The organism is Acinetobacter calcoaceticus ANC 3811 (assembly GCF_000399665.1).
Taxonomy (GTDB): Bacteria; Pseudomonadota; Gammaproteobacteria; order Pseudomonadales; family Moraxellaceae; genus Acinetobacter; species Acinetobacter calcoaceticus_B.
The window spans coordinates 272,132-288,323 of the sequence record NZ_KB976986.1; the positions used below are offsets into that span (position 1 = coordinate 272,132).

Sequence of the window (16,192 nt, forward strand, 5' to 3'; positions counted from 1 at the left end):
ATCAAGCAAACTTGCGGTTTTTATCGCCAAACCCAAAATGTTTGCATAAAGAATCTTGAAAGCAATTGTAAGAAGAGTTTGAATAGGCACATTTATAATTTATGGAAAATAAAAAACGAATGACCACACAAGCTTCGGGTTGGGTCTCGGCTTTTAAAGCATTTTTAGATCGCCGTGCATTAATTATGCTATTTCTTGGTTTTTCTGCCGGAATTCCAATTTTATTAATTTTCTCTAGTCTCTCTTTATGGCTTGGAGAAGCAGGTATTGATAAAAGTGCAGTCACTTTTTTTAGCTGGGCGGCTCTAGGTTACTCTTTTAAGTTCGTTTGGGCTCCTCTCATTGATGAGTTACCTGTCCCTGTTTTAACTAAAATGTTAGGCCGAAGACGCGCTTGGTTGTTGATTGCACAGTGTTTGATCATTCTGGCTATTTGTATTATGGCTTTCTCTGATCCTGCCTTAGGTCAGAGTTATCTTGTTCAAATGGCAGTAGGTGCGGTGTTGCTTGGTTTTTCAGCAGCAACACAAGATATTGTAATTGATGCCTACCGTATTGAATTAGCCGAAACAGAAATGCAAACCGTGTTGGCATCTACCTATAATGCTGGTTATCGAATCGGAATGATCGTGGCCGGAGCGGGGGCATTATTTCTGGCTGCACATTTGGGAACTGCTAAAGGTAATTACATTTACGAAGCTTGGAAAATGACTTATTTAACCATGGCAGCGGTTATGTTAGTCGGTATTGTAACGACGTTACTCGTTCGTGAACCTCAGGTAAATCGCGTTTATAAAAACTATAAGAGTAGTGATTATTACCGCTTGGTGTTCGTGTTTTTTGTTGCCGTTATTTCATTTGTAGTTACCTATATTTATTCTGGACTGATTACAGATGCAATCTCGCAAGCTGGAAATATAAAAGACAACGCAGCATTATTTGGTCTAGAAGCTTTAAGATTTTTAACGGCCACAGCTTGTGCCATTTTTGTGGGTTATTTACTGGTTAAATTTGGTGTAGTTAATCAGCAAATGGCGAAAGAGACGTGGATTGCACCCATTTTAGATTTCTTTAAACGTTATGGTGTCAAACTCGCGTTAGTCTTACTACTTCTCATTGGTTTCTTCCGTATTTCAGACATTATTGCTGGTGTCATTTCCAATGTGTTTTATCAAGATCTTAACTTTAGCAAAGAAGAAATTGCCGAAGCAGTCAAAATCTATGGCGTCTTATTCAGTTTAGTTGGTGGGTTCTTAGGCGGGCTTTTAGCACAGCGCATAAACATTATGAAGCTTATGTTTGTGGGTGCCGTTTTAGCAAGTTCTACAAATTTAATTTTTATTGGACTGGTAAAATCTGGTCAGCCATTAGATATGGTTGATGTAAAAGTTGGCAGTCAAAGCTATCAGGTTAAACCAGATGAAGTAGGTTTATGGAAATTAGAAGTTCCAAGTTCTGCTTTTAGCGGAACAAAACAAATTGAAGTAAAGGCTGCTTATGCTACACAAAATACTGTGCCGCCTGTAGTACGTACTCAGCCGTTACTCACTACTGAATTGGCAAAATCACCTCTACAAATTTTACCTGTCATGGGAAATGATCAGGTTTCATTGAAAGAGGGAGAGGGAAGTGTTGTTGTTCGAGGCCAATACTTTGGACAAGCTTTAACTTCCGCACAAAAAATTATAATTAGCCTTGATGGGCAAAATTTTGATGCAAAAATGACTGACCAAAAAGGTGTTTTTAGTGCAGCAATTGATGCGAAAAAATTAGTGGCATCAACCAGTAAAAAGCTTGATGTAGCTGTAGTAGAAGGCGAACAGAAAATACTTTCTGCATCTCATCCATATGCAGTGAGCGCAAATCTAAAAGCGACAAGTGAATTAGATGTGAATATTGAGCCACTACCTTACATCGATCCACTCTCTAGCCAGTCAGTTGAAATTAGCGGTAAGGTAATTAAACCATATAGTTCTTTATGGCTTTATTTTGCAATTATTGTCGACAACTTGGCTTCTGGCTTGGCTGGTGCAGCATTTATTGCCTTCCTTTCAAGTTTAACGAGTGTTTCATTTACAGCTGTTCAATATGCGATCTTTAGTTCACTCATGACGCTCACACCAAAACTTTTGGGTGGATATTCAGGTACCATAGTGAGTAATATTGGCTATCCAAAGTTCTTTTTGATGACCACTCTTATTGGTATTCCAATCTTGATTTTAGTCGTTTGGGTTGGAAAGCTTCTAAAAGATCATCAAACACATGAATCAGAAAAGGCAGGTGAATAAACATGCGAATGCTTCATACAATGTTGCGAGTAGGCAATTTAGAACAATCTTTAAAGTTCTATATCGAAGTATTAGGAATGAAGTTACTTCGTAAGCGTGATTATGAAGAAGGGCGTTTTACACTGGCATTTGTTGGTTATGGTGATGAAGAAACCAATACTGTGCTTGAGCTTACCCATAACTGGGATACATCAAGTTATGAGTTAGGTAATGCCTATGGTCATATTGCCATTGGCGTTGATGATGCCTATAAAGCGTGTGAAGAAATTAAAGCACGTGGCGGTAAAGTCGTTCGTGAAGCTGGCCCAATGAAAGGCGGTGTTACCGTTATTGCATTTGTTGAAGATCCAGATGGTTATAAAGTCGAATTGATTCAACAAGATGCTAATGCCAAAAATAACTAAAAATTGACTATGACGCTTTAAGATTTAGGTCTTAAAAGTCTAGCTTTATTTTTTTAGCCCAGTATGATGAACGCTTGACCAAATGGTCAATTTATCAGCTGGGTTTTTTATTTATCTAAAATAATCATAGGATGTGGCTATGTTGAAGTTATTGGCACTTGATCGATTTACAGTTTTGTTAGTTGGAATGGTACTACTAGCAACATTTTTTCCAGTCAGTGGTCAAGCAGCGCAATATTTCAATACACTGACCACAGTCGCTATTGCAGTTTTATTCTTTTTGCATGGTGCAAAGCTGTCTCGTGAGGCTGTAATTGAAGGCGTTTTGCATTGGAAAATGCATTTACTTGTATTCGCATTTACTTTTTTTGTTTTCCCCTTGCTTGGTTTGTTAGCTAAACCGATTCTGTTGCCTCTACTTGGTCAGCAGCTGTACTGGGGTTTTTTGTTTATGTGCTTTTTACCCTCTACGGTTCAATCTTCTATTGCATTCACATCAGTTGCAAAAGGGAATGTGGCAGGAGCGGTCTGTAGCGCATCTTTTTCAAATTTGATTGGTATGTTTATTACACCAGTGTTGGTGAGCTTTTTTATTTTAGGCCAAAGCCAACATGGGTTCGATCCGACTTCTTCAATTATACAAATTACATTGCTGTTGTTAGTGCCATTTATTTTAGGGCAAATATTACGTCCTTATATTTTCCCTTATATGGCAAAAGTTCCGAGTATTGTTAAAGCATTCGATCAAGGTTCAATTTTGATGGTGGTGTATGGCGCATTTAGTGGGGCAGTGGTCGCAGGGCTTTGGCATCAGGTGAACTGGAAAACCTTACTTATTTTAGTGGTTGCTTGTTCAGTTCTTTTAACCATCATTATGCTATTAGCACTGTATCTACCGCGTGCTTTTGGATTTAACCGAGCAGATCAAGTTACGGTTTTCTTTTGCAGCTCAAAAAAGACGCTGGCAAGTGGTGTACCAATGGCGCAAATCTTATTTATTGGCCAGCCTTTAGGCATGATTGTGTTACCTATTATGATCTTTCACCAAATCCAATTAATGGTTTGCGGGGTCATTGCAAATTACTGGGCTAAATCTAAAGATTAATTCGCAAATAAAAATTATTTGACGTATAATCTTGTCCACTTGTTGTGCTTAGCTCTAACCCTAGGGGTTTCGGTGAGCCAAAAGAATGGTCTGTTGTGGTGTTGATCTGCTCATTTTGAGCTTTCCTCGATTTATTTTGAGAGTGATCAATTGCGATAACAGCTTAAGCCTTTCTAAATTAGGAGTAATCGACGATGCGCGCCGATATTCACCCAAAATATGCAACATTAGTAGCAACTTGTTCTTGCGGTAACGTAATCGAAACTCGTTCTGCTTTAGGTAAAGACACTATCTACCTTGACGTATGTTCAGCTTGCCACCCTTTCTACACTGGTAAGCAAAAGAATGTAGACACTGGTGGTCGTATCGACAAATTCAAACAACGTTTTTCTGGTATGTCTCGCACTATCAAGCGTTAATACTGAAAAACGAAACAAAAAACGGGCTTTATGCCCGTTTTTTGTTTATGAACGACAAGACCATTATTGGTCTTGTACATCTGTTAAGCGATCAAGTTTTTTCTGGAAATAGCGACCTTGTAAGAAACGTGCTTCCACATTCCAAGCGTTCGCAAATAAGTTCATATCATTAAGATCTGCAAGTAAAATCCCCACAGGTTTTACAGTCAAGTAATTCAGAATTTTTTCCTGTAATTGCGATAACCCAACGTCTGAGTTTAATAGCTCTGTCTTCTTCGATTGCAATTTTAAATATTGAACATCAAGTTGTTGCAATATCGATTCACTATACATAGAAGATGTGAAATCCCGAATTGAAATTTCTGCGCCGTGTTGACGTAGGCGGGCTATAAGCTGCTGCGCAATTGCAAGGTGTGGCTGAATCGCTTGCTCTGAAAATTGTAAAATCAACGGGCTTTCTTGCTTACTACCAATAATGGTGAGTAATTTCGAAATGAGTTCAGGAGCTGATTTATCTTTGAGTAAGATATCAATATTCAAGTTAATAATCAGCTTAGCTTTCGGGTACTGGGTAATGAAATTATGTAGTTGCTTGCAAGCCTCGACCAAAATCCAACGGTCTAATTGAATAGAAAGTTCGCTATCATCTCTTAATGCGACTAAATCATTTAAATCATGCCACTGTTCATCTGCAATAAAACCGCTAGTCACTTCGTAGTTATGGGTTTCTTGATCATGCTTATCATAAATCTGTTGATATTTTAAATGAATTTCACCCCGTGCTAGCTGTTGCTTTAATTGCTGCAATAGCGGTGACTGCACAGGAGCATCAACCTGTTGAAGGCTTAAATCAAGTGACAGAGAAGAGCGTTCAGAAGAGATAATATCGATTGTTGGAGTTAACTCAATTTCTGACTTTGCCTTAGGTAGCTCTTGCTGATTTGTTTGATCAATAAGCTTTGCAAAGTTAGTTTCATTTAACTGTTCAGTAATTTCGGCATAACTCAGTTTGAATTGTACTGAGTAATTAAGTTCATCAATCGTTAATAAATGCTCTTTTTGCAAACTTTGCAGACTAGCCAATTGAGAGTTAAGGACTGTACTGTTTTCGGCTTGCAAGACCCCAAGATATGCTCCAAGTTCAAGATTGAAAATCGGCATTTGAGCCTGTTCTTTCAGAAAGTTTTGCAGCTGATTAAAATATTGTCCAGGCGTTTGCCAATCTAGTTGAAACACACGTTCCGGGCAGTGATTTAATCTAAATAAAACCAATGCATTTGCTTGAGCAGGGTGTGTCGATACATGTCGATTAATCTGTTGCCAAGGCGCAATTGTCCCGTAACTCTTTTCAGAAAAAACTGTATTTGCAGGTGTTTGTAAATCCAGTTGGTAGTCAATAGTTAACTGTACGGCATCTTCTTCCTGACTAGGAATAAATTCAAGTTTTAAAGCATTATTACCTGAAATTGCTGCATGCTGACTCTGGATTTCAAAACGAGCCTGATCAAATTGACCTAATGAAATTTTCTTAAATCTTTGTTTAAAAATATTTAAATCATTGGGTTGTAAAACATCTAAGATGGGCAGGCCAATAATCTCTTCTTCTTGCTTAAAGCCAAAGAGATTGAGATATTCAGTATTTGCCTTAACGTGCATGCCTTCTTGAAAAAGGGCAACTGCTTTATGGCTGTTATTGACCAATGTTTGTGTATGAGAATGAATAGTTTCTAGTTCATTGGTCAGACGTTGCTCGGTTTGCAATAAATGGCTATATGACAAGGTTCGAATAAGCGTGATATAAAAATAATCTAATGGCTCTAATGGAGCTACATCATAAATACCTTTATGAATATACGCTTGATATTGCTGTGGTTGATAATCTTCAGGTTGCAATAATAAAACAGGTAAATGTGGCTGCTCAGATGCTTGAATAAGGGAGAGGGTTTGTTCAATTTTTAGGTCATAAGCACGACCAAAAATAATAGCATCCCAAGGCGTATTTAACTGTTTCTCGAAACTTTTTAGATCATCAAGCAGTAAAGCATGAACTTGATAATTATTCCCCAATAATAAATTTAAAATCTGGTTATAACGTAGCTGGTTGTCATCAATAATGAGTAAACGTGTTTCAGTACGTTTTAACTTTTTAGATAATAAAGAGTTTCTCACTTTAGTGCTTCCCATAAATCTTGACTGCTAGAGTTGCTATTCTTTTTCATCATGAACTGATCAAGCAGATTTTGTTGCTGCTCATTGAGAAGTTCGAACTGAAATTGAATAAAACTTTGAGTAATGAGTTGTGCTTTGAGTAGATACACTTTGATTTCTTCTGTCCCCAATCGTAAATGAATTGTTTGTTGCTCTCTAAAAATTTGTGACCCTGGTAAAATCAACGTATTTTGTATTTCTTCTAGATTTTGTGTTTGTAGTAATAGTGCAGGATGATAATTGCGTGTATGACGCTCTGCCTGAACATGCACTGCACAAGGGAACATCGCCTGTGACAAAATCTCTAGACCTAACTCTAGAGATTTTTCTGTCGATTGCTTAATCCAGCGGATTACTCCACCACGCCATTGTCCATGCAAGGTTTCTTTTACTAAAATATATTCACCGGTTCTTAGATTTTTCGGTGCTTCCCCAGACCATTTAATACGATATCCATTGACACTAATATCTAGAACCGTGGTTTGATAAATGGTTTTAGTTTCACGACTTAAGCGTTGATAGGATGTCGTTTGTTGTTCTTTTTTCTCTAAATTTGATAAAACTTTAGACTCACTTTGTAAGTTGTAGTTATTGTTGAGTTGAAGCGTTTCTTCAAAGTTTTTTGCTTTCGCTAGATAGAAATGAGCTGTACTTAAACCGAAACAAATTTGTAGCTCTGCATTGTACTCATAACGTTCGTGACGACGTTGAGCTGTTGTACCCAAAATCGTTTGAACATGAAACTTTAAAGCTGGGCTTAAATAAAACTTTTCATTTTTAGAAATATATTGCGCATTTTTATGCATGGTTGCAGTGACATGCTCAAGTAAAGCTTGTGTGCCTATAAAAATGCTTGGACTAAAATTAGAGCTGCGTTTGGTGTTATAGACTGGCGGATGGTCTTTACTTGGGTCGACCACATATTTAGTTACTGCTGTATCTTTCGGCAAAATATGAATCATTCTTGCCCAGTCAAAACTACATTGGAATAAAGCCTGAATTTCTGACTGGCGAATCTGATTTGTATTTAAAATATCGAGCAAAATTAGCTGAGCATAAGCTTGTGTAATATTTGCTAGAGGGTGGTGGATACCCTGAATATGATTAATATTGATGAGATGATATTTGTGTTGAACAGCAGTTTCGTAAAGCTGATGTGCAACTAACCACTGTCCTTTAAGAGGCTCACTATAGAGCATATGCTGCTGATATAAGAGACTCGTTAACTGTTGTAGCGCATGAAAAGTCGATAAGGTACGTGCCGTTTGCAAATTCTTTTTTTGTTTATAGGCAAATAGAGAAAACTTTTGATGCTGTAATTGCCCATGGCTATTTTGTGCAATATTTAAATAAATACTGGCGAAATAGCAACGCAGCAACATCGCTAACTCAATAATATGTTCGTTACGGTCTGTACTAATAACACCTTGGTTAAAAAAGTTTTTTTCTAGACTTGCAAGAACGTTATTAATGGTGGGATGAAGCGTTTGTATAAGATCAAAACGTAAGGTTTCACTACATTTTAATTCATTGAGCTCTAAAATGGCGGTGAACAATGCTTTTGACGTATCGCCGAGTTGCATAATAGAAAGGGTAGTGACCCATTCATTAAGATCTTTAATATTGGCTTCACAAAAGCTTAACCGTTCACGAGTGAGCTCGGTTTGATTGTGAAAAATGTCTGATAGTGCATTATTCATCATCACTTATTATATAACTCAAAATGTTGTAGCCCCAAAAAGCGGTGTTTTATTCTTTTCGCCCGCAATTTCCCTGACGAGTTTAGGAACCAAATACCCCGGTAGGTTCGCTAACACATCACGATATATATCATCTATCTCAGATGGTATTAAATCAAAATGTTGTGCACCTTTTACTTTATCTAAAACATGTAAGTAATAAGGCATAACGCGAGCTTCAAATAAACGATAACTTAAATCAATTAATGTCTGTGCAGAATCATTAACACCTTTAAGCAATACTGCCTGATTAAGTACAGTAATGTGCTCGGCAGATAACTGCAACAATTTTGAACAGGTAAAGTCATCGAGTTCAGAAGCGTGGTTTGAGTGTACCACCAGAATAATACGCAGCCTACTGTTTTTTAATAAAGAAATCAGCTCTTCGTCGATCCGGTTTGGAATCACAATTGGAACTCGTGAATGAATTCTCAGAATCTTAATTTGTTTGAGAGATGATAAACGTTCTAGCCAAAGTGCTAATTTACGGTTAGAAAGCGTAAGGGGGTCTCCACCACTTAAAATGATTTCATTAATGTGCGGATTCGCTTCAATGTAATTTTTAATATTTAGCCAATCATCATTTTTCGGTAAATTTTCTTGATAGGGAAAATGACGACGGAAACAATAACGGCAATGTACGGCACAAGCACCCGTCAAAGTCAGTAAAAAGCGTGATTTATATTTATGTAATACGCCTGGTAATTGATTTGCGGCTTCTTCGCCCAAAGGGTCCGTTACAAATTCAGGATGTTCTTCGAGTTCTAAATGATGGGGTAAAACCTGTAGCAAAAGCGGGTCAAACGGGTCTTTAGCGTTCATTTTTCCGACGAACGCGCGAGGAACACGCAATTTAAACTGTTCAGAAGCCAGAATCGCACCTGATAATAGCTGATCGGTGGATAACTCGAGTAGGTTGAGCAACTCCGACGGATCAGTAATAAGGTCACTCAGTTGCGATTGCCAGTTTTGCTCTTGGTATAAATAGTTTATCATTTGACACGATTAAGATAATGCAAGAACGCATTATATCGCATAGTTGACTTGTTAAGTTTGGAGTGTGCCAGTCATGGCCAATTATTCTACAAATGATTTCAAGCCGGGCCTTAAGGTCATGCTTGACAGTAACCCATGTTCAATCATGGAAAATGAATACGTAAAGCCAGGTAAAGGTCAAGCGTTCAACCGCGTAAAATTACGTAACCTTAGAACTGGTAAAGTTTTAGAAAAAACTTTTAAGTCTGGCGATACTGTAGAAGCGGCTGACATCGTAGAAGTAGAAATGGACTACTTATACAATGATGGCGAACTTTGGAACTTCATGGATCCTGTAACTTTTGAGCAAATCGCTGCAGACAAAACTGCAATGGGCGATGCAGCTAAATGGTTAAAAGACGATTCAAATGAAAAATGTACTATTATGTTGTTCAATGGCGTGCCTTTAACTGTAAGCGCACCGAACTTCGTAGTATTAAAAATTGTTGAAACTGATCCAGGTGTACGCGGTGATACATCTGGCGGTGGCGGTAAACCAGCTAAGCTTGAAACAGGTGCGGTTGTTCGTGTTCCGTTATTTGTTCAGCAAGAAGATAGCGTTCGTGTAGATACTCGTACTGGCGATTATTTAGAGCGTGCATAATAGTTAAAAAATAAACTATTATCGAAGGGATGATGTAAATCATCCCTTTTTTTATGCGAAAGTATAAGAGGAAAAAAATTAAAGGAGGAGTACAGTCACAAGGATTTGATAGAACAGTACATAACAATATAAAAATGCTGTAGTTATTTATTGAGAGGTTAAGAATGGACACAATGCAAGCGAAATCTACGCTTCCCTCCAAGCTGGTCTGGAGCCTAGTGGCAATTATAGGTGCAATTTCTTTTGGGATGCTGGCACTCAGTCGTGGTGAACATGTTAATGCGGTTTGGCTTGTACTGGCTGCAGCATGTGTATATAGCATCGCATATCGATTTTATAGTCTATTTATTGCAACTAAAGTATTTGAATTAAACCCAAGACGTTTAACCCCAGCACATCGTTTAGCTGATGGTCTGGATTATGTTCCCACCAATAAATATGTGCTTTTTGGTCACCACTTTGCGGCAATTGCAGGAGCGGGGCCATTAGTCGGGCCAATTTTGGCTGCACAAATGGGCTTTTTACCTGGAACGCTCTGGCTACTGGTCGGTGTGGTTGTCGCAGGTGCAGTACAAGATTTCTTAGTTTTATTTATTTCAACGCGTCGAGACGGTCGTTCGCTTGGTGAAATGGCAAAACAGGAACTGGGTTCTTTTGCTGGTATCGTTGTAATGCTTGGTGCGCTTGGGGTAATGATTATTATCCTTGCAGTGTTGGCTTTAGTTGTGGTTAAAGCACTCGCTCATAGTCCATGGGGTGTGTTTACGATTGCAGCAACTATTCCAATTGCATTATTTATGGGCGTTTACATGCGATTTATTCGCCCGGGACGTATTGCTGAAGTTTCTATTATTGGCTTCGTCTTAATGATGCTTGCCATTGTTTACGGTGGACATGTTGCAGCCGATCCTTACTGGGGTGAATTTTTCACCTTAACCGGAACACAGCTTACATGGTGCTTAATCATTTATGGTTTTATCGCCTCAGTCTTACCTGTCTGGTTGTTGTTAGCACCACGTGATTATCTATCAACATTCCTTAAAATTGGTGTCATTCTCGGTTTAGCAATCGGTATTATCATTGCATTACCTGAACTGAAAATGCCAGCAGTGACTCATTTTATTGACGGTACTGGCCCTGTTTTCTCGGGTAGCTTATTTCCATTCCTATTTATTACCATTGCCTGTGGCGCTATTTCTGGTTTCCACGCACTTGTATCAAGTGGTACGACACCAAAACTCATTGATAACGAAGCTGACATTCGTGTGATTGGTTATGGCGGTATGCTCATGGAATCTTTCGTCGGTATCATGGCGATGATCTGTGCAACTGTCTTAGACCCAGGCGTGTACTTTGCAATTAATGCGCCTGCGGCTGTATTGGGTACAACTGTAGAAACAGCGGCAGAAGCTGTGCGTAATTTAGGCTTTGTGGTTACTCCTGAAATGTTAACGCTGTTGGCACAAGAAGTCGGAGAAACTTCGATTTTATCGCGTACAGGTGGAGCACCTACGTTTGCGATTGGTATGGCGCACATCATTTCGGAAATTTTCAATAGCCGTTCAATGATGGCGTTCTGGTATCACTTTGCCATTTTGTTTGAAGCATTATTCATCTTAACTGCTGTAGATGCGGGTACACGTGCTTGTCGTTTCATGGTGCAAGATACGGTTGGTATTGTTATTCCTGCGGTTAAAGCATCAGGTTCATTCTTTGGTAACTTGGTCGGTACGGCTGTTGCGGTAGGTGGATGGGGCTTCTTCGTTTATCAAGGTGTGATTGATCCACTCGGCGGTGTCAATTCACTCTGGCCTTTATTTGGTGTTGGTAACCAAATGCTGGCTTCGATGGCCCTTATTTTGGGTACAGTCATTTTGTTTAAAATGAAAAAAGAAAAATATGTATGGGTAACGATCATCCCAACAATTTTCTTGTTCGTGACCTGTATGACTGCGGGCTGGCAAAAGATTTTCCACGAAAATCCAAAGATTGGTTTCTTGGCACAAGCACATAAATTCTCTGATGCAATCGCTCGTGGTGAAATTCTTAAACCAGCTAAAACCATTGCTGAAATGCAAAACATTGTGATGTCGAATCAGATTAATGCTGCGCTTTGTGGCTTCTTTATGATTGTTTCGATTGTCATGATTATTGCTTCAATTGGTATTGTACGCCGTGCTTTAGCAAGTCCAACACCGACTGTAAATGAATCTCCAGCTGTATATGCCGATCCGGAAGTAGTAACTCCACGAGGAGAGTAATGATGAATTTTAAATTTGCAAAAAATGGAACTGTCATTATTGCGAAAATCATCAAAATGACAGTGCTCTCACAAAAAGAGCTGTTGCTTTCTCCAAAGAACTGGTCGCGTATTGCGACGCTGTGGCAGCGTTTGCAGCAAAGCTTTCGACTGATGGTTGGTGTGCCAGACTATCAGACTTATTTGGAGCATATGAAAGCTCATCATCCTGATTTAACACCAATGGATAATAAAACTTTCTATCGTTATTGTGTGGATGCGCGTTATCCATCGGCAGGCGGTACTTTGAAGAAATGCCCTTGTTAAGTTGAGAGTTAAATTCAGCTAAACAAAACGGTATGTGGTTAAACCATGTACCGTTTTTCTTTTTTGGGAAATGAAAAAGGTTTGCTTAAAGTCTGCTCATTTGTATTTTTTTCAATTGAAAATCACTTGTTTTGCTTTTGAAAAATGAATATTATGCTTTCCATCTCAGGTGTATAGCTCAGTTGGTTAGAGCGCTACGTTGACATCGTAGAGGTCTCCAGTTCGAGTCTGGATATACCTACCAAGACATTAAAGTCATATAAACTCGAATAGCTTTACATGACTTAAAAAGCCCTAAACTATAATGGTTTAGGGCTTTTTTATGGCTTTGTATAAATTTATATAGCAGATTGATCCTTATGCGGTTCCTTTACTCTGTCAGGCAATAGCTCTTTTAAATAGAACCAATAGATTCACGGACTAAATCTTCATAGGTACGTAGGGGATGTCCTATTATCAACTCTAAATTTTCTACTGTGCCAGCAGCAGCTTGCATCCCAAATGTTTGGATTTCAGCCATCATAAGACGCATATCGTAAGCCATCCAGCTAGGGCTAAATGAAGATAATTGCCCCTCAAAAGCAGCAACATCATCACCGCCATAAGTGATTTTTTGACCTAAAGCTTCACTCCAAATTTTCGCTACAGAATTACCCGTAAGCACCTCAGGCCCAACTAATTCGAGTGTAATACGATCAAGTACAGAGGAAGATCTGTCACGTCTTAATAATTCAGCTACGGCCACATCTGCAATATCTCGTGCATCGATCATAGAAACTCCAGCAGAACCAATGGGCATTGGATAAACTGAATAATTTTGAACTGTCTGTTGAACCATTAAATCATTTTGCATGAAGTAAGCTGGACGAAGAATAGTTGCTGGAATGTTATGACTTTCAATCATACGTTCGACTGTATGCTTCCCCGTAAAATGAGGAACATTTGTAAACTTGTCGGCATGAATCACCGAAAGGTATACGATGCGTTCAATACCAGCTTCACGTGCAAGGTTCAATGTGATTAGGGCTTGGGTCACCTCATCTGGTGTAACTGCATTTAGCAAAAATAGTGTACGTACAGATGACAGTGCTGTACGCATGGAAGCGACATCAGTAAGGTCTCCCACTACTTCAGTAACGCCCTCAGGAAAGTCTCGCTTACCCGTTTTGCGTACAAGTGCTTTAACCTCAGCCCCCGCATTTGCAAGTCCTTGAATGATAAATGAACCGATGGTGCCTGTAGCACCCGTAACAAGAATACTCATATTGATCTCCTAGAATTGATACGTAATGGTTTAAATAGAAAAATCTGCAACGACCTTACCTATCCCAGAAACGGTACGGTTGCGTTCAATTGCATTTGGAATATCAGTAAAACCGACTACATCACCAATCCTGAATTGAAGTGCGTCGTTTGATACATCTATAGCTAGTCTTTCTAGTAGTTCGGGATTTGGTTGATTCATAAACCAGAGTCCTCGACGGTTCGGAGGCATACGGATTAGAATGTCGGGAGATGCAGTACTAATAACTGTTCCATCAGTTGCTAATACTTGCCATGAGAGGTCTAGAACTTCTCCACCAACATAATCAAGTACTAAGTCGATGTCTTGTAGAATGTCTTCAAAACGTTGGGTGTGATAATTGATGACTTCATTAGCTCCAAGACTTTTCACAAAATTTAAATCAGCTTGACCTGCGGTAGCAAAGACTTTAGCACCTGCTTTTTTCGCATACTGAACAGCATAAGAACCTAAACCACCAGCAGCACCATGAATAAGAATTTTTTGACCTGAGTAAAGGGGTCCTGCGTAATGAAGGCTGTTCCAAGCAGCGACTGCTGATACTGGTATAGCAGCAGCATGAATATCACTTAAAGCTTCAGGTGTAGGAGAAAGGTTTGCTTCGTTAATTACTACGAATTCAGCAAATGCTCCCAATTTACCCATAGCACCCATAACACGATCACCTACGCGGAAACGAGATGTGTTCGGCCCAACGGCTTCAATAACACCTGCCATTTCGGCACCTAAGATGATTGGTAATTGAAGCGGAAAAGCTCTTTTTACATTCCCTTCACGTACCTTCCAATCAATACCATTAATACCAGCAGCTCGTACTCGAACCAGCACCTGACCAGATTCTGGTATTGGTTTCTCAATAGTGGCAATTTCAGTAATTTCTGCACCACCATAATCACGGATTAATACAGCACGTTGAACGTTGCTCATAGCAATTCCTAATATCAAGTTTTCATAACAAGACATTATTCCATTGCATTTAATAAACAAAGATTATAAAAACTAAACACCTTGTTTTAAAAATGGAACACTATGAACTTAAATGCACTATCTGATTTCATCCTTGTGGCAACACAGGAAGGCTTGGGGAAGGCCAGTCGTTTGAGTGGTATTCCAAAAGCCACGTTATCTAGAAGAATTGCTGATCTTGAGGAACAATTAGGAGTCAGATTGATTGAGCGTAGTGCTCGAGGATTGAAGCTTACAGAAGCAGGTCAGCAATTGATGTCCCGCACTGAGATATTGATGCTTGAGGTAGCTGAAGCAATGACTTCTGTTAGTGATGGAATTTCAACACCTCGTGGGCGATTACGAATAGCAGCGCCAGTTTTATTCTCTCAACTCTCAATGGGACGTATTAGTGCCGAATTCTGTGCAGCTTATCCAGAGATTGAGATTGAAGTTGTTGCAGAAGATCGCTTGGTGGATATTGTTGAAGAACAATTTGATATAGCTATTAGACTTAATCCAAGTCCTGATAGTAATTTAGTCGGGCGATGCTTCGCCAAAGATAAGCTCGTTGTTGTAGCAGCTCCAGAAATTACTAAACCTCAATCTGGTGCAATCAGACAAGTTCCCAGTATTGTAACGACAAGCTTCCAGCCCACACATTGGAAACTAAATGAAGAGGAGTTAATTCTGGAACCAATCCCGAAACTGCGATTCTCGTCACTACTTATGGTCCGTGAAGCTGCAATTGCTGGTGGTGGTGTTGCACTCATTCCGCAGTCCATAGCATGGAACCAGATTGCCCGTGGTGAATTAATTCAGTGGGGGGTACTGTCAGGAGTAGAGAGGTCATTATGGGTTTTACATACTTCTAGACGACTTGCAGCTCCTAAAGTACGGGCATTTGTTGATTTTATCTGTGAAAGATATCCAGATATGTTCTTAACATTAAATGGATAGAGCCACTTTGTTATTCCATACATATTACATAGATAAGCAGCATGCTTGTTCAATTTTATCCTAGATAATCTATTGCTAATGCTATTAAAAAATAGTTAATGCGTAATAGAAGATTATAGCTATTGAGGCACTACCTACTCAAGCGAAGGTAGTAGCAATATTTTTGTATCATGGCTTGTATCGCTATTAATTTGTATTTTATTAAATATATATTTATTCGTATCTTATAGTCTTTTTTGGTATTGGACGCTACCAAGATTTATAAAGACTTATAAGCAATTTATTAGCTTATAAGTCTTTTTTTATGCCTGTTTGTCTCATTTTATATAAGGTAAGCGAAGAGGTATGCCAAAAGAATGTCTGCATTGAGCATAACTTGCTTATAAACAACTTAGAATTAAGAGAATTCATCATATTTTATAAATAAAATAAATATATATATTAGAAAACTTGATTAATTTTATTTTTCGTATATAATGAACATAACTAGAAAAAGTCATGTTTGGTAAATCTTCTCTAAGTACCGCAGTATTAGTCATAATCCTTCGTTTTTTTTAGATTTTAAGCTCCATTCTTTATTATTTCGATGTTACTCATAGCCAATAAACTGGCTTAA

The 16,192-nt window shown here is 38.7% G+C and carries 13 protein-coding genes and 1 tRNA gene; 9 read left to right on the forward strand and 5 right to left on the reverse strand.

Annotated elements, in window-relative coordinates; all coding sequences use genetic code 11:
- Nucleotides 1–101: 101 nt before the first annotated feature.
- The 4 genes from F935_RS02500 (at nucleotide 102) to rpmE (ending at nucleotide 4,216) form a co-directional block, all read left to right on the forward strand.
- Nucleotides 102–2,288, forward strand: coding sequence for an AmpG family muropeptide MFS transporter (locus tag F935_RS02500; RefSeq protein WP_016137461.1), 2,187 nt, complete (start codon nucleotides 102–104; stop codon nucleotides 2,286–2,288).
- A gap of 2 nt (nucleotides 2,289–2,290) precedes the next feature.
- Entirely contained in the window at nucleotides 2,291–2,692 is a 402-nt protein-coding gene (gene gloA, locus F935_RS02505) for a lactoylglutathione lyase (protein WP_016137462.1), read from the forward strand.
- Between the two features lie 133 nt (nucleotides 2,693–2,825).
- Nucleotides 2,826–3,797, forward strand: coding sequence for a bile acid:sodium symporter family protein (locus F935_RS02510; RefSeq protein WP_171068101.1), 972 nt, complete (start codon nucleotides 2,826–2,828; stop codon nucleotides 3,795–3,797).
- Nucleotides 3,798–3,991: 194 nt separating this feature from the next.
- On the forward strand, nucleotides 3,992–4,216 hold the full coding sequence (gene rpmE / locus F935_RS02515) for a 50S ribosomal protein L31 (RefSeq protein ID WP_016137464.1): 225 nt from the start codon (nucleotides 3,992–3,994) through the stop codon (nucleotides 4,214–4,216).
- Between the two features lie 63 nt (nucleotides 4,217–4,279).
- On the opposite strand, the gene F935_RS02520 is transcribed toward rpmE, so the two are convergent.
- From F935_RS02520 to epmB, 3 genes are read right to left on the reverse strand one after another with little or no spacing between them, the layout of a single operon-like run.
- Nucleotides 4,280–6,385 (reverse strand): EAL domain-containing protein, encoded by a 2,106-nt coding sequence (locus tag F935_RS02520; RefSeq protein ID WP_080645671.1) that lies wholly within the window; start codon nucleotides 6,383–6,385, stop codon nucleotides 4,280–4,282.
- The gene (locus F935_RS02525) at nucleotides 6,382–8,127 is read right to left on the reverse strand and encodes a hypothetical protein (RefSeq protein ID WP_016137466.1); all 1,746 of its coding nucleotides are present in this window, start codon (nucleotides 8,125–8,127) and stop codon (nucleotides 6,382–6,384) included. Before F935_RS02525 ends, F935_RS02520 begins: the two co-directional genes overlap by 4 nt.
- A gap of 15 nt (nucleotides 8,128–8,142) precedes the next feature.
- Nucleotides 8,143–9,159 (reverse strand): EF-P beta-lysylation protein EpmB, encoded by a 1,017-nt coding sequence (gene epmB / locus F935_RS02530; protein ID WP_016137467.1) that lies wholly within the window; start codon nucleotides 9,157–9,159, stop codon nucleotides 8,143–8,145.
- 73 nt (nucleotides 9,160–9,232) lie between these two features.
- Between epmB and efp the strand changes: the two genes are divergently transcribed.
- The 4 genes from efp (at nucleotide 9,233) to F935_RS02550 (ending at nucleotide 12,612) form a co-directional block, all read left to right on the forward strand.
- Entirely contained in the window at nucleotides 9,233–9,802 is a 570-nt protein-coding gene (gene efp / locus F935_RS02535; RefSeq protein ID WP_004643557.1) for an elongation factor P, read from the forward strand.
- Between the two features lie 164 nt (nucleotides 9,803–9,966).
- Nucleotides 9,967–12,063: a carbon starvation CstA family protein gene (locus tag F935_RS02540; RefSeq protein WP_016137468.1), complete on the forward strand. Its 2,097-nt coding sequence runs from the start codon at nucleotides 9,967–9,969 to the stop codon at nucleotides 12,061–12,063.
- Nucleotides 12,063–12,368 carry a YbdD/YjiX family protein gene (locus tag F935_RS02545; RefSeq protein ID WP_016137469.1) on the forward strand — a complete coding sequence of 102 codons (306 nt, stop codon included), beginning with the start codon at nucleotides 12,063–12,065 and terminating at the stop codon, nucleotides 12,366–12,368. Before F935_RS02540 ends, F935_RS02545 begins: the two co-directional genes overlap by 1 nt.
- A 167-nt stretch (nucleotides 12,369–12,535) precedes the next feature.
- A tRNA-Val gene (locus tag F935_RS02550) sits at nucleotides 12,536–12,612 on the forward strand.
- A gap of 150 nt (nucleotides 12,613–12,762) precedes the next feature.
- Here the strand turns inward: F935_RS02550 and F935_RS02555 are convergent.
- Nucleotides 12,763–13,632 (reverse strand): NmrA/HSCARG family protein, encoded by an 870-nt coding sequence (locus tag F935_RS02555; RefSeq protein ID WP_016137470.1) that lies wholly within the window; start codon nucleotides 13,630–13,632, stop codon nucleotides 12,763–12,765.
- Between the two features lie 30 nt (nucleotides 13,633–13,662).
- Nucleotides 13,663–14,598 carry an NADP-dependent oxidoreductase gene (locus tag F935_RS02560; RefSeq protein WP_016137471.1) on the reverse strand — a complete coding sequence of 312 codons (936 nt, stop codon included), beginning with the start codon at nucleotides 14,596–14,598 and terminating at the stop codon, nucleotides 13,663–13,665.
- 102 nt (nucleotides 14,599–14,700) lie between these two features.
- Here F935_RS02560 and F935_RS02565 point away from each other — a divergent pair, with 102 nt between their 5' ends.
- The gene (locus tag F935_RS02565) at nucleotides 14,701–15,576 is read left to right on the forward strand and encodes a LysR family transcriptional regulator (RefSeq protein WP_016137472.1); all 876 of its coding nucleotides are present in this window, start codon (nucleotides 14,701–14,703) and stop codon (nucleotides 15,574–15,576) included.
- Nucleotides 15,577–16,192: the final 616 nt, after the last annotated feature.

What these genes read in the sequence shown, in the direction of transcription:
- F935_RS02500 (WP_016137461.1), top strand. Translation starts at nt 102, where the DNA reads ATGGAAAATAAAAAACGAATGACCACACAAGCTTCGGGTTGGGTCTCG.
- gloA (WP_016137462.1), top strand. Translation starts at nt 2,291, where the DNA reads ATGCGAATGCTTCATACAATGTTGCGAGTAGGCAATTTAGAACAATCT.
- rpmE (WP_016137464.1), top strand. Translation starts at nt 3,992, where the DNA reads ATGCGCGCCGATATTCACCCAAAATATGCAACATTAGTAGCAACTTGT.
- F935_RS02525 (WP_016137466.1), bottom strand. Translation starts at nt 8,127, where the DNA reads ATGATGAATAATGCACTATCAGACATTTTTCACAATCAAACCGAGCTC.
- epmB (WP_016137467.1), bottom strand. Translation starts at nt 9,159, where the DNA reads ATGATAAACTATTTATACCAAGAGCAAAACTGGCAATCGCAACTGAGT.
- efp (WP_004643557.1), top strand. Translation starts at nt 9,233, where the DNA reads ATGGCCAATTATTCTACAAATGATTTCAAGCCGGGCCTTAAGGTCATG.
- F935_RS02540 (WP_016137468.1), top strand. Translation starts at nt 9,967, where the DNA reads ATGGACACAATGCAAGCGAAATCTACGCTTCCCTCCAAGCTGGTCTGG.
- F935_RS02545 (WP_016137469.1), top strand. Translation starts at nt 12,063, where the DNA reads ATGATGAATTTTAAATTTGCAAAAAATGGAACTGTCATTATTGCGAAA.
- F935_RS02555 (WP_016137470.1), bottom strand. Translation starts at nt 13,632, where the DNA reads ATGAGTATTCTTGTTACGGGTGCTACAGGCACCATCGGTTCATTTATC.
- F935_RS02560 (WP_016137471.1), bottom strand. Translation starts at nt 14,598, where the DNA reads ATGAGCAACGTTCAACGTGCTGTATTAATCCGTGATTATGGTGGTGCA.
- F935_RS02565 (WP_016137472.1), top strand. Translation starts at nt 14,701, where the DNA reads ATGAACTTAAATGCACTATCTGATTTCATCCTTGTGGCAACACAGGAA.